Source organism: Kluyvera sp. 142486, from assembly GCF_046569695.1.
Lineage (GTDB): Bacteria > Pseudomonadota > Gammaproteobacteria > Enterobacterales > Enterobacteriaceae > Kluyvera.
Genome location: NZ_JBKHUI010000011.1, coordinates 123,223 through 137,331 on the forward strand (window position 1 = coordinate 123,223; position 14,109 = coordinate 137,331).

Consider the following 14,109-nt stretch of genomic DNA (forward strand, 5'->3'; position numbering starts at 1 on the left):
TCTTATATGTACTTATTTGCTGAATATATGCATCACTTTACTGTAATTCTGCCGTGTGATGCCGCTCTCTTCTGCAAAGCCAATTCCTGGCTATTAATGTTTCAACAACGTTAACGCTGTTAATAGAACAGCTAATACATTGTTTTATGTCTAATTTAAATCACCTATTTGATTTTCCCTACATAAAAGAACATTAAGGCTGGAGTTAACCATGCACAAATTTACCAAAGCGCTGGCGGCCATTGGTCTGGCAGCGGTTATGTCACAATCGGCTATGGCCGAAAATCTCAAGCTCGGTTTTTTAGTGAAGCAACCGGAAGAACCCTGGTTCCAGACGGAATGGAAATTTGCTGATAAAGCCGGTAAAGACCTCGGCTTTGACGTGATTAAAATTGCCGTGCCGGACGGAGAGAAAACGCTGAATGCAATCGACAGCCTGGCGGCCAGCGGGGCGAAAGGTTTCGTTATCTGTACGCCGGACCCAAAACTGGGGCCAGCTATCGTGGCGAAGGCGCGCGGTTATGACATGAAGGTGATCACCGTCGATGACCAGTTCGTCAATGCCAAAGGCAAGCCGATGGAAGACGTACCGCTGGTGATGATGGCCGCCAGCGAAATTGGTGCTCGTCAGGGGCAGGAACTCTATAAAGAGATGCAAAAGCGCGGCTGGGATGTCAAAACTACCGGCGTGATGGCGATCACCGCCAACGAACTGGATACGGCGCGTCGTCGTACCACCGGCTCAATGGATGCCCTGAAAGCCGCGGGCTTCCCGGAAAAACAGATCTATCAGGTCCCCACCAAATCTAACGATATCCCTGGCGCTTTCGATGCCGGTAACTCCCTGCTGGTACAGCACCCAGAAGTGAAACAGTGGCTGATTATCGGCATGAACGACAACACCGTACTGGGCGGCGTCCGTGCGACGGAAGGCCAGGGCTTTAAAGCGGCGAACGTTATTGGTATCGGCATTAACGGCGTCGATGCGGTGAACGAACTGTCGAAAGCGCAGGCGACCGGCTTCTTTGGCTCACTGCTGCCAAGCCCGGATATCCACGGCTATAAGACCAGTGAACTGCTTTACAACTGGGTACAGAAAGGTGCGGAACCACCGAAATTTACTGCGGTGACCGACGTGGTGCTGATTACTCGCGACAACTTCAAAGAAGAGCTGGCGAAAAAAGGCCTCTGAGTCCTGATAGCGCTCCCTTCGTAACAGCGGAGGGAGACGAGTTGTGCCATTGTGGAGGTTGCGATGCAACAGTCGACCCCTTATCTCTCTTTCCGCGGTATCAGTAAAACCTTCCCCGGCGTTAAAGCGCTGTCCGATATTAGCTTTGATTGCTATAGCGGGCAGGTGCATGCGCTGATGGGGGAAAACGGTGCCGGAAAATCGACGCTGCTGAAAATTCTCAGCGGCAACTACGCGCCGACCTCAGGTTCTTTGCTGCTGCGTGGAGAAGAGATTTCTTTTGCTGATACCACCGCGGCGCTGAACGCGGGTATCGCCATTATTTACCAGGAACTGCATCTCGTCCCGGAAATGACCGTGGCGGAAAATATCTACCTTGGGCAATTGCCGAGCCGAGGCGGCTTCGTTAATCGCTCACTCTTGAACTATGAAGCGCGCCTGCAGCTGGAGCATCTGGGGCTGGATATCGACCCTGATACCCCGCTGAAATATCTCTCCATCGGCCAGTGGCAGATGGTGGAGATTGCCAAGGCGCTGGCGCGTAACGCCAAAGTTATCGCCTTTGATGAACCCACCAGTTCGCTCTCGGCGCGTGAGATCGACAACCTGTTTCGGGTGATCCGCGAGCTGCGTAAAGAGGGGCGGGTGATCGTCTATGTCTCCCACCGCATGGAGGAGATCTTTGCGCTAAGCGATGCGATAACCGTGTTTAAAGATGGCCGTTATGTCTGCACGTTTGATGATATGCAGACGGTAAGCCACGACCGGCTGGTGCAGGCGATGGTCGGGCGCGAAATCGGCGATATCTATGGCTGGCAGCCGCGTGAATACGGCGAAGAGCGCCTGCGTCTTGAGCAGGTGAAAGCGCCGGGCGTGCGTACGCCAATATCGCTGGCGGTCCGCAGCGGCGAAATCGTCGGTCTGTTCGGGCTGGTGGGGGCAGGGCGAAGTGAACTGATGAAAGGGATCTTCGGCGGCACCCGCTTGAGCAGCGGGCAGATTTACATCGATGGTCAACCGGTGACGATTGATAAGCCCGCGCAGGCGATTCGCGCCGGGATGATGCTGTGCCCGGAAGACCGCAAAGCCGAGGGGATCATTCCCGTTCATTCGGTGCGCGATAACATCAACATCAGCGCCCGGCGTAAACACATCCACGCCGGCTGCGTTATCAACAACGGCTGGGAAGCGACCAACGCCGATCACCATATTCAATCGCTCAATATCAAAACGCCAGGTGCTCAGCAGCTGATTATGAATCTCTCCGGAGGCAATCAGCAGAAGGCGATCCTGGGCCGTTGGTTATCCGAGGATATGAAGGTCATCCTGCTTGATGAGCCGACCCGCGGCATCGACGTAGGGGCTAAGCATGAAATTTATAACGTAATTTACGCGCTGGCAGCCTCCGGCGTGGCGGTGCTCTTTGCCTCCAGCGATCTGCCGGAAGTATTGGGCGTGGCCGACCGTATCCTGGTGATGCGGGAAGGGGAAATATCCGGGGAGCTGCTGCACGACAGCGCTAATGAACAACAGGCGTTAAGCCTGGCGATGCCTAAAGTCGGTCAGGCGGTTGCCTGAGGAAGGAGGTTACGATGTCATCTGTTACTACACCGGGCGCGCGCCGCACGTCGCTGAGCTTTGGCCGTATCTGGGATCAGTACGGCATGCTGGTGGTCTTTGCCGTGCTGTTTATCTGCTGCGCTATTTTTGTGCCTAACTTTGCCTCCTTCATCAATATGAAAGGGCTGGGGCTGGCGATTTCGATGTCGGGTATGGTGGCCTGCGGGATGCTGTTCTGCCTGGCCTCCGGCGACTTTGACCTGTCGGTTGCCTCGGTCATTGCCTGCGCGGGGGTCACTACGGCGGTGGTTATCAACGTCACCGAGAGCCTGTGGATTGGCGTCTTTGCCGGTCTGCTGCTGGGGGCGCTTAGCGGCCTGGTAAACGGTTTTGTAATTGCCAGGCTCAAAATCAACGCGCTGATTACCACCCTTGCCACCATGCAGATAGTGCGCGGCCTGGCCTACATTATCTCAGACGGTAAAGCGGTCGGGATTGAAGACGAGCGCTTCTTTGCTCTCGGTTATGCGAACTGGTTAGGTCTGCCGGCACCCATCTGGTTAACCGTCGGCTGCCTGATAATCTTTGGCCTGCTGCTCAATAAAACCACCTTTGGTCGCAACACGCTGGCGATTGGCGGCAACGAAGAGGCGGCGCGTCTGGCGGGGGTTCCGGTGGTGCGCACTAAGATTATTATCTTTGTGCTCTCCGGTCTGGTGTCTGCGGCGGCGGGAATTATTCTGGCGTCGCGTATGACCAGCGGCCAGCCGATGACCTCAATTGGCTATGAGCTGATCGTTATCTCGGCGTGCGTGCTGGGCGGCGTATCGCTGAAAGGGGGCATTGGTAAGATCTCGTACGTGGTCGCCGGGATCCTGATTCTGGGGACGGTAGAGAACGCCATGAACCTGTTGAACATTTCGCCGTTCTCACAGTATGTGGTGCGAGGGTTGATTCTGCTGGCAGCGGTGATTTTTGACCGCTACAAACAGAAGGCGAAGCGTACCGTTTGATAGTCTGGTGTTTGTCCCGGCGTCGCGTTGCTCGGCCGGACAACAGGTAGGTATTTTGGTAGCCCGGCCGAGCAACGCGACGCCGGGTTTCGCACAGGGTTACAGCGTCACTAACAGCACGTCCACGCCGCTATTTCCAGCAATGGCTTTCGCCGAGCATGTCGCACGTGAAAAGAAGCTTTGGTTATGGTTACCGCAGACAACCAGGTCAACCTGATGGTTCTTGCAGAACGCTTTGACATGGTCGCACAGCTCGCCGGAGGCGATATGCGTTTTCCAGATGGGGTAGTCTGCTGCATCAGTGAGGCTTTGCAGAAACGATCGCGTCTCCTCCTGCATTAGCTCGCGTAAATTCTCCATCATCGGCGCTGCCAGTTGGTTATACATTTCCGGGTCGGTAGACAGCGTCATCAGGCTAATCCGCGCGTTAGCGGGCCTGGCGATGGCTACGGCTTTCCTTAGCAGTTCATGACTCTCTGGGGTAGGCGCAACGGCCACCAAAAGATGTGAGTACGACATCAGACCTCCTTGCTCGAAGAATACGCACGCTTAACCTTCCATCTCTTACTCTTTTTACCGTACCGCTGCAAGAGGCGGACGGAATACCGCTGTCTATAACTTAACCTAATACATAAGCAAGTTTTATGCGAATTGTTGGTGGAATTATGCGCAGATTGCATAAGCCACGCTGGATTTATTATGTAACCGATAGCGATCTTAAATATTTAATTTTTGCTGAAATGATGTTAATGAGAAGTAAATAACAAGCAAATGAATTTGCTGTAAATGAATCACTGTTTCAATTTATTGAATTTAAAATGAATTTTATTTATTAAATGAAAGTATGATCTGTGATAATTTTTTCGCATTTGGCTCACGTAAAGTCCTTCCACCAGGCTGGATGTTAAATTGTTTTGGTGAATGAATATCCGTTAGGCTGGAATAAAATAGCGAATTTTTTGCTTAAATAATGCGCAAAGTACAATCGTGACTGATGGATTACTCCTAAAAATGGGGTTTGATTTTGTGAAGTGGATCACATAAATTTCAAATTAACAGTGAAGTAACATTGTATGTGTCACATCTGGCGAGTAAAGTTGCGTCGAATTAGGAAAAATCTTAGTAAATTGTAAGAAATGTTTAGATTTGTCGGGCCGAGGTTAACGCCCAGATCGACAATCCTGCAGAAAGATTTGCCTGATCGGCTATGCATTTCGACCGATTTATTTTTATCGGGCCTTGCCCGACGACATCACGGGGTATGCGGTTTGACCGCATAAAAGTACTAATTGGTTATTCGGGATGGGGAAAATGCATACATCCGAGTTGCTAAAGCACATCTATGACATCAATTTGTCTTACTTGCTTCTTGCACAGCGTTTGATTGGTCAGGATAAGGCTTCTGCTATGTTCCGTCTTGGTATCAACGAGGCCATGGCAAAAGTTCTGGGTGAACTGACTCTGCCGCAGATGGTGAAAATTGCGGAGACCAACCAGTTAGTTTGCCAGTTCCGTTTTGATGATGCTCAAACCATCACCCGCCTTACGCAAGAATCACGCGTTGACGACCTGCAGCAGATCCATACCGGCATTCTGCTTTCCACCAGACTGCTCAATGAGGCCAGTCAATCAGGCGAACCTGCACGTAAGAAAAGGGCCTGAAGATGAGCGAAAAAAGCATTGTTCAGGAAGCCCGCGATATCCAACTTGCTATGGAGTTGATAACGCTGGGCGCGCGTTTGCAGATGCTGGAAAGTGAAACCCAGCTCAGCCGTGGTCGTCTGATTAAACTGTACAAAGAACTGCGCGGCAGCCCGCCTCCAAAAGGAATGCTGCCGTTTTCCACGGACTGGTTTATGACATGGGAACAGAATATTCACTCTTCCATGTTCTGCAATGCCTGGCAGTTTTTACTCAAAAGCGGACAGTGCTCCGGCGTGGATGCCGTGATCAAAGCCTACCGTTTGTACCTCGAACAATGCCCACAGCAGGATAATGGCCCGCTTCTGGCGCTAACCCGCGCGTGGACGTTAGTCCGTTTTGTTGAAAGCGGAATGCTTGAACTCTCCAGCTGTCACTCCTGCGGCGGCAATTTTATTACCCATGCGCACCAGCCAGCGGGCAGCTTTGTTTGCAGCCTTTGCCAGCCACCATCTCGCGCAGTAAAAAGACGTAAACTTTCTGACAATCTTGCCGATAGTAATCCACAACTGCTGGATGAACAGATAGAGCAAGCTGTTTAACCTCACACGGTGTAGAAAACATACTCCAGCAGCGGTCCTAAGGGCCGCTGCTTTTTTTTACCCGTCGGTGAGTGAAATTGCTCGTCTGTCTCCACTCATGGTCAACAGTGGAAGGATGATAACGTGCTTATCTTAATAGGTTACCTGGTTGTTTTGGGGACAGTTTTCGGCGGCTATATGATGACCGGCGGACACCTTGGGGCACTGTATCAACCGGCTGAGCTGATAATTATCGGCGGGGCGGGGGTCGGCGCGTTTATTGTCGGCAACAACGGCAAGGCCATCAAAGGCACGCTTAAGGCGCTGCCGCTGCTGTTTCGTCGCTCGAAATACACCAAAACGATGTATATGGATCTTCTGGCGCTGCTTTACCGGCTGATGGCGAAGTCGCGTCAGCAGGGAATGTTTTCCCTTGAGCGCGATATTGAAAACCCAAATGAGAGCGAAATTTTTGCCAGCTACCCGCGCATTCTGGCCGATAAGGTGATGCTGGAATTTATCGTCGATTATCTGCGTCTGATCATCAGCGGCAATATGAACACCTTCGAAATTGAAGCGCTGATGGACGAAGAGATTGAAACCCATGAAAGCGAATGCGAAGTCCCGGCGAACAGCCTGGCGCTGGTTGGCGACTCGCTGCCAGCGTTCGGTATCGTCGCGGCGGTGATGGGGGTGGTTCACGCATTAGGCTCGGCGGACCGGCCGGCGGCGGAGTTGGGTGCGCTGATTGCCCACGCGATGGTGGGGACTTTCCTCGGTATTCTGCTGGCCTACGGCTTTGTTTCTCCGCTGGCCAGCGTGCTGCGCCAAAAGAGCGCGGAAACGACTAAAATGATGCAGTGCGTCAAAATCACGCTGCTGTCGAACCTCAACGGCTATGCGCCGCCGATTGCCGTCGAGTTTGGGCGCAAAACTCTCTACACCAGCGAACGTCCATCGTTCATCGAACTGGAAGAACACGTCCGTGCGGTGCGTAACCCGGCAGGCCAGCAGCAGACCACCACCGAGGACGCATGAAAAACCAATCGCATCCTATTGTCGTCGTAAAGCGGCGCAAGCATAAGTCGCATGGCAGCGCCCACGGTTCGTGGAAAATTGCCTATGCGGATTTTATGACCGCCATGATGGCCTTCTTTCTGGTGATGTGGCTTATCTCCATTTCCAGCCCGAAAGAGCTTATCCAGATTGCTGAATATTTCCGTACCCCGCTGGCGACGGCGATTACCGGCGGGCCGCGTATGGCGAACAGCGATAGCCCGATCCCCGGCGGCGGTGATGATGTCACCCAGCAGCAGGGCGAGGTGCAGAAACAGCCCAATATTGACGATCTGAAAAAACGGATGGAGACCAACCGTCTCAAGCGTATTCGCGGCGAACTGGATCAGTTGATTGAGGCCGATCCGAAACTGCGCGCGCTGCGCCCGCATCTGAAAATCGATCTGGTGCAGGAAGGGCTGCGTATTCAGATTATCGACAGCCAGAACCGCCCGATGTTTAAAACCGGCAGTGCCGAAGTGGAGCCTTACATGCGCGATATTCTGCGCGCTATCGCCCCGGTGCTGAATGAAATTCCTAACAAAGTCAGCCTCTCAGGACACACGGATGATTACCCGTATGCCTCCGGTGAACGGGGCTACAGCAACTGGGAGCTGTCGGCGGACCGCGCCAACGCCTCGCGTCGCGAGCTGGTCGCCGGCGGGCTGGACGACGGTAAAGTATTGCGCGTTATCGGGATGTCTAACTCGATGCGCTTGTCAGAGCACGGTGGCAACGATGCGATCAACCGTCGCATTAGCCTGCTGGTGCTGAATAACCAGGCTGAGCAGGCCATTCTCCATGAGAATGCCGAGAGCCAGAATGAACCTTTAAGCGTATTACAGTCGCCGAATACCGCTTCAGACGCGGCAGGTACTACGCCGCCCCAACCCGACTCGAGGTGATAGCGTGAGCATGGATATCAGCGATTTTTATCAGACATTTTTTGATGAGGCCGACGAACTACTGGCCGATATGGAACAGCATCTGCTGAACCTGGTGGTGGACGACCCTGATGCTGAACAGCTGAATGCTATTTTCCGCGCCGCGCACTCGATCAAGGGCGGGGCGGGAACCTTCGGCTTCACCGTGCTGCAGGAAACGACGCACCTGATGGAGAACCTGCTGGACGACGCTCGTCGCGGGGAAATGCAGCTCAGCACCGATATTATCAACCTGTTTTTGGAAACCAAAGATATTATGCAGGAACAGCTCGACGCCTATAAAAGCTCCACCGAACCGGACGCTGCCAGCTTCGAATATATCTGCAATGCGCTGCGTCAGCTGGCGCTGGAAGCGAAAGGTGAAAGCGTCCCTCCCGTGGCGGGTAGCGCACGCTTAAGCGTGGTGGACAACGCTGTGCAGCAGGCTGAATTAGCGACGCCGGCCGATGTCAGCGCAACGGCAGGTAAAAAGCAGATTACGCTCTCACGCTTGAAGGCGGGCGAGCCGGATATGCTGGAAGAGGAGCTGAGTAATCTGGCGACGTTAAGCCAGGTCAGCAAAACTGCCGACAGCCTGAGCGCAGTCATTGACGATAGCGTGGATGAGGACGATCTCGTCGCCGTGCTGTGCTTTGTCATTGAAGCCGATCAGATTGAATTCTCGGCTGTGCCAACTGCGGTGGAAGAGGTGGTTGAAGAACCGCAAGCCCCTGTTGAAGTTGCGGTTGCCGCACCCGTTGCCGTCGCAAGCCCTGCCGCCCCGCGCGCTGAGCGCGAAAAACCGGCGGCCCGCAGCAGCGAGTCCACCAGTATTCGCGTGGCGGTAGAGAAGGTCGATCAGTTGATTAACCTGGTGGGTGAATTGGTTATCACCCAGTCGATGCTGGCGCAGCGTTCAAATGCGCTCGACCCGGTATCGCACGGTGACTTGATTACCAGCATGGGCCAGCTGCAGCGCAACGCGCGTGACCTTCAGGAATCGGTGATGTCGATTCGTATGATGCCGATGGAATACGTTTTCAGCCGCTTCCCGCGTCTGGTTCGCGACCTCGCGGGCAAGCTTGGTAAGCAGGTCGAACTGACGCTGATGGGCAGCTCGACCGAACTGGATAAGAGCCTGATTGAACGTATTATCGACCCGTTAACGCACCTCGTGCGCAACAGCCTTGACCACGGTATCGAACTGCCGGAAACGCGTCTGGCGGCGGGTAAATCGGCAGTGGGTAACCTGATTTTGTCCGCTGAACATCAGGGCGGCAATATCTGTATCGAAGTGACCGACGACGGTGCGGGGCTGAACCGCGAGCGCATTCTGGCGAAGGCGATGTCGCAGGGAATGGCGGTTAATGAAAGCATGACCGACGAAGAGGTTGGCATGCTGATCTTTGCGCCGGGCTTCTCCACCGCCGAGCAGGTGACCGACGTCTCCGGGCGCGGCGTGGGCATGGACGTGGTGAAACGTAACATCCAGGAAATGGGAGGACACGTTGAGATCCAGTCGAAGCAGGGTACCGGCACGACTATCCGCATTCTGCTGCCGCTGACGCTGGCAATCCTTGACGGCATGTCGGTGAAGGTCAGCGAAGAGGTCTTTATTCTGCCGCTGAACGCGGTGATGGAGTCGCTGCAGCCGCGTGAAGAAGATCTGCATCCGCTGGCGGGCGGTGAACGCGTGCTGGAAGTGCGCGGCGAATATCTCCCGTTGGTTGAGCTGTGGAAAGCTTTCGATGTGCAGGGAGCCAAAACCGAAGCTACGCAGGGAATTGTCGTTATCCTGCAAAGCGCCGGGCGCCGCTACGCGCTGCTGGTGGATCAACTGATTGGTCAGCATCAGGTGGTGGTGAAAAACCTCGAAAGCAACTATCGCAAAGTGCCGGGGATCTCGGCGGCCACCATTCTTGGCGACGGCAGCGTCGCGCTGATTGTCGATGTCTCTGCACTGCAGGGGCTGAACCGTGAAAAACGTCTGGCGAGCACCGCCGCCTGATACGCAGAAAAAAGGGAACAACATGACCGGTATGACGAATGTAACAAAGCTGGCGGGTGAACCGACTGGGCAAGAATTCCTGGTATTTACGCTGGGCAATGAAGAGTACGGCATCGATATTCTGAAGGTGCAGGAGATCCGCGGCTACGATCAGGTGACGCGCATTGCCAACACCCCGGCCTTTATTAAAGGTGTGACCAACCTGCGCGGCGTGATTGTGCCGATTGTTGACCTGCGGGTGAAGTTCAGCCAGGAAGACGTTGAGTACAACGACAACACGGTGGTGATTGTCCTGAACCTCGGTCAGCGCGTGGTGGGGATTGTGGTTGACGGCGTTTCCGATGTGCTGTCGCTGGCGGCAGAACAGATTCGTCCGGCGCCGGAGTTTGCCGTTACCCTCTCAACGGAATATCTGACCGGGCTGGGCGCGCTGGGCGACCGGATGCTGATTCTGGTCAACATTGAGAAGCTGCTCAACAGCGAAGAGATGGCGCTGCTGGACAGCGCCGCAAGCCACGCTGCCTGATAATACCCGTACCGGGTTCATCGCAATTACACGATGAACCCGGTTTTAAATGTGAAGCACCGCACTATTTTTATCGAGCGCCACGAATATTTAAAAAGTGTGTGCTCGATACATTCCTGAGTCTCACTTCCCGATAATCCACTCTTTATTTTCTTTGCGTTTACCGAACGAGAAACTACACAATTATTCACATTGTGAATTATTTTATCGAAATGGTAATTTTTATATATGCATTCCTTATTCATTGGTCTGGCATATATATCTTAACTTTCCGAAGAAACGATCAGGAATAACCTGAATAGGCGATAAATTAGCCTGCTATGATATTTTTATGTTTAAATAATGGTTCTTTTTTGTTGAGGTTGTTATTTTTAAATGTTTTCAATATATAAATAAAAGGTTTATTATTTATATATTGAAATAAATGAATCAATGTTTGTAGTACATTCTTAATCAATTGAATTATAAAGACATGAAATTGTAAAAATAGAGACATAATGTGATGGGTCGAAAGTAAATAATTCTTAGTGATTGTCATCTTATTTTTTATTATTTCGCGTAGAAAATAGAATCTCTCTGCAATTAATATTCATCTCGTGGAGAGAATGTTTTCTTTCCCGTTTTTAAATCCGAAAGTGGCAAAAACATAATCTTAAATATTGATTAAGGGATTTCTATGCGCGTAAAAACTGTAATGATTAAACCCTCTATTATTGCTCTGGCGATTACTGCGGCGGTAGGTGCTCCAGCTTATGCGCTGGCTGCTAGCGGCGACTTCGCCTCGCCGGCCTATACGGCAACGCAGACCAAAGGTGAGATGGTTTATCAGGGCGATGACACGGCAATTTCTATTATGGGTTCCGTTCGTCTGTATGCCAAAGACGATTCCGCGCATAGCGTAGAACATAATATCCAGAATAACGACTCACGTCTTGGCGTGGCGCTGCGGCAGAAAATTAATGACAAGGGCTATTACGCCGTTGGGTATTACGAAACCGGGATGCACGGTCTGGATTCCGCCACTGACGATCAGGGCAACGATGTTTATACCCGTCAGGCCTATGCGGGCCTCGGTAATGAACAATACGGCGTGGTGACCTTTGGTAAACAATATGCGCCAACCGACTGGGGTCTGGGGATTGACACCACTTACGCCTACGGCGGTAAGGCAAAACACGACACTGCCGGGATGTCGACTGATATTATTAACTCGGCGGCGATTTACTATTACAACACCAAAGAATTTACCGTTGGCGTGATGGGTCAGGGTAATGATGACGTAGATAAAATTGGCTTCGGCAGCGGCTACGGCGACGGCCCGGATATGCATGATGCCTATCATGATGGTTCTGCTACCGTACACGGTGGTGCAGCGCTGGCTGCAGCATATCGATTCGACAATGGTTTCTCGGTTTCCGGCGCGGCGGCGTATAACAACTATACGGTGAACCAGGGTACTTCAACAGAATATATCCCTTATGATGATGGTACACATAGTGGAAGCATCCCACTTACCAACGTCACCGGCCCATCCTATGACGGTAATACTTACTCTATGGGGATGAACGCCAAATACACCGCCAACTTCGATGGCTTCACCTGGTATAACGCCGCCCAGGCGACCTACTACATCAACAAAGTGGATGACGTTAACGCAGCGACCAGCGGTACCAGCAACGCTACCAATGACCAGGAAACGATTCTCGGCCTGGAATACGCCTCTCAGTTCAAAATAACCCCTGAGTGGAGCGTGTACGCCAACTTTGACTGGACCGAAGGCGGCGACGCGATGGACGGCCAGCACTTCCAGTCCACCACGCTGGGTACCGATTACTGGTTAGGCAAAAATGCCGTGACTTATATCGAATACGGCTATGAGAAAGCCAGCGGCAATACCGACGAGTCGTATAACGTCTCCGATCACCTGGCCGCTGTGGGCCTGCGTATCTTTATCTAAACCGCGTTTTACCCCGTCTCTGGCCAGTGAGGCGGGCTGTTTTTTTCATTGCGCTTGAGTATTGCTTTTCGGTCGTCAGGGGAGGGGAGTTGACTTCGGGGCGACGTGAAAGGTTTTTTGATGGATTTAGCCAGACCCTGGGGTCTGGCTTTTGTTTGGGTGCGATTCCCGGCGGCGCTTCGCTTGGCCGGGCTACTCTCGTATGTAGCCCGGCCAAGCGAAGCGCCGCCGGGAAAGGCTCAACCCTCACATATTCTGCTGCACAACCTCGGCTTCAACTTCCTCGAGCTGACCTTCATTCTGCGACAGCATCGCCGTCGCCACGCCGTTACCTAGCACATTGATAGCGGAACGCCCCATATCGAGGAAGTGGTCAATCCCCATCAGCAGCAGGATGCCCGCCACCGGAATATTAAAGCTTGGGATCGTTGCCGCCAGCACCACCAGCGCAGAGCGCGGCACGCCGGCGATACCTTTAGAAGCCAGCATCAGCGTCAGCATCAGCACGGCAATCTCGGAGAAGCTCAGGTGGATGTTGTACGCCTGGGCGATAAACATGGAAGCGAATGAGCAGTACACCATCGAACCGACCAGGTTAAACGAATAACCAATCGGCAGAACGAACGACACGATGTTGCGGGAGCAACCGAATTTGGTCAGCTGTTCCAGGGTTTTCGGGTAGGCCGCTTCGGAGCTGCTGGTGGTGAATGCCACCAGAACAGGATCTTTCAGCATGCTCAGCAGACGGAAAACGTCTTTCTTCAGCACCATATAGCCGAGTGCTACCAGCACGCAGCAGGTCAGCAGAATCGCCACATAGTAGCCGCCGATGAACGATGCATAGTTAAGCAGAATGCCCAGACCTTCGGTGGCGATAACCGAAGAGATGGCGGCGAAGATGGCCAGCGGTGCAACGTACATCACGTAGCCGGTCACCTTCAGCATGATATGGGAAACCACGTCCAGCGCGGCAACCAGCGGGGCGTTGAACTTCTGACCCAGCGACGCGCCGCCGATGCCGAAGAACATCGAGAAGACCACAATCTGCAGAATTTCGTTATCCGCCATCGCGCCGACGATGCTGGTTGGAATGGTATGGGAGAGGAAGCCTTTCAGGCTCATACCGCCCACCGCCAGACCGGTTTCCACCGCGTCTTTTGGCACCGACAAATTCAGGCCGCTGCCCGGATGCTGCAGGGTAACGATAAACAGACCCACCAGAATAGACAGCACCGAAGAGCTGATAAACCAGACCATCGCTTTACCGCCCACGCGGCCGATAGTGGAGGTTTCGCCAAGCTTCATGATCCCGACCGTCAGGGTACTAAAGACCAGCGGTGCGATAACCATTTTGATTAGTCGCAGGAATATATCGGTAAGCAGAGTGATGTTGCTGGACCAGACTTGAATCGTTGTTGCGGATGCATAGGAATGGATCATTGCGCCGGTCAGAATGCCTGCCAGCATGAAAATCACGATAAAAACCGTGAGTTTATTTGCGTTTGCCACGAAAAATTACCCCGTCAGATTACAAAAATGTCGTGCGATGAAAAATGCTTTTTTAGTTATGTAATGTCATTAATCATTCACCACATAAATTGTATGAAAATGAGGGGATTTACAACTTTTTTTTATATCTTGTAAAAAGCGTT

The 14,109-nt window shown here is 52.7% G+C and carries 12 protein-coding genes; 10 read left to right on the forward strand and 2 right to left on the reverse strand.

Translation table 11 applies throughout. The features are described 5' to 3' along the window. The first annotated feature begins 211 nt into the window (after positions 1-211). The 3 genes from ACLGE8_RS13835 (at position 212) to araH (ending at position 3,765) form a co-directional block, all read left to right on the forward strand. A complete protein-coding gene (locus ACLGE8_RS13835; RefSeq protein ID WP_185669426.1) occupies positions 212-1,192 on the forward strand; it encodes an arabinose ABC transporter substrate-binding protein in 981 nt (326 codons plus the stop codon). Positions 1,193-1,255: 63 nt separating this feature from the next. Then, on the forward strand, positions 1,256-2,770 hold the full coding sequence (gene araG, locus ACLGE8_RS13840; protein WP_410999254.1) for an L-arabinose ABC transporter ATP-binding protein AraG: 1,515 nt from the start codon (positions 1,256-1,258) through the stop codon (positions 2,768-2,770). Between the two features lie 14 nt (positions 2,771-2,784). Then, positions 2,785-3,765, forward strand: coding sequence for an L-arabinose ABC transporter permease AraH (araH, locus tag ACLGE8_RS13845; protein ID WP_410999256.1), 981 nt, complete (start codon positions 2,785-2,787; stop codon positions 3,763-3,765). Between the two features lie 99 nt (positions 3,766-3,864). Here araH and uspC read toward each other — a convergent pair whose 3' ends face one another. After that, a complete protein-coding gene (uspC, locus tag ACLGE8_RS13850; RefSeq protein WP_410999258.1) occupies positions 3,865-4,284 on the reverse strand; it encodes a universal stress protein UspC in 420 nt (139 codons plus the stop codon). 792 nt (positions 4,285-5,076) lie between these two features. Here uspC and flhD point away from each other — a divergent pair. The 7 genes from flhD to ACLGE8_RS13885 all read left to right on the forward strand — a co-directional run bounded on the left by flhD (position 5,077) and on the right by ACLGE8_RS13885 (position 12,457). Then, on the forward strand, positions 5,077-5,427 hold the full coding sequence (gene flhD / locus ACLGE8_RS13855) for a flagellar transcriptional regulator FlhD (RefSeq protein ID WP_220439276.1): 351 nt from the start codon (positions 5,077-5,079) through the stop codon (positions 5,425-5,427). Continuing rightward, positions 5,424-6,008 carry a flagellar transcriptional regulator FlhC gene (gene flhC, locus ACLGE8_RS13860; protein WP_181814576.1) on the forward strand — a complete coding sequence of 195 codons (585 nt, stop codon included), beginning with the start codon at positions 5,424-5,426 and terminating at the stop codon, positions 6,006-6,008. The genes flhD and flhC overlap by 4 nt, the downstream gene beginning before the upstream one ends. Before the next feature lie 123 nt (positions 6,009-6,131). Then, positions 6,132-7,025, forward strand: coding sequence for a flagellar motor stator protein MotA (gene motA, locus ACLGE8_RS13865; RefSeq protein WP_410999260.1), 894 nt, complete (start codon positions 6,132-6,134; stop codon positions 7,023-7,025). Beyond that, entirely contained in the window at positions 7,022-7,948 is a 927-nt protein-coding gene (motB, locus tag ACLGE8_RS13870; protein WP_185667545.1) for a flagellar motor protein MotB, read from the forward strand. The genes motA and motB overlap by 4 nt, the downstream gene beginning before the upstream one ends. 4 nt (positions 7,949-7,952) lie before the next feature. Next, positions 7,953-9,974 carry a chemotaxis protein CheA gene (gene cheA / locus ACLGE8_RS13875; protein ID WP_410999263.1) on the forward strand — a complete coding sequence of 674 codons (2,022 nt, stop codon included), beginning with the start codon at positions 7,953-7,955 and terminating at the stop codon, positions 9,972-9,974. 22 nt (positions 9,975-9,996) lie between these two features. After that, positions 9,997-10,500: a chemotaxis protein CheW gene (gene cheW, locus ACLGE8_RS13880; protein WP_035895231.1), complete on the forward strand. Its 504-nt coding sequence runs from the start codon at positions 9,997-9,999 to the stop codon at positions 10,498-10,500. 817 nt (positions 10,501-11,317) lie between these two features. Further along, complete coding sequence (locus tag ACLGE8_RS13885) at positions 11,318-12,457, forward strand: porin (RefSeq protein ID WP_410999337.1); 1,140 nt, start codon at positions 11,318-11,320, stop codon at positions 12,455-12,457. 246 nt (positions 12,458-12,703) lie between these two features. Here ACLGE8_RS13885 and ACLGE8_RS13890 read toward each other — a convergent pair whose 3' ends face one another. Next, on the reverse strand, positions 12,704-13,966 hold the full coding sequence (locus tag ACLGE8_RS13890) for a dicarboxylate/amino acid:cation symporter (RefSeq protein WP_410999265.1): 1,263 nt from the start codon (positions 13,964-13,966) through the stop codon (positions 12,704-12,706). Positions 13,967-14,109 lie beyond the last annotated feature (143 nt).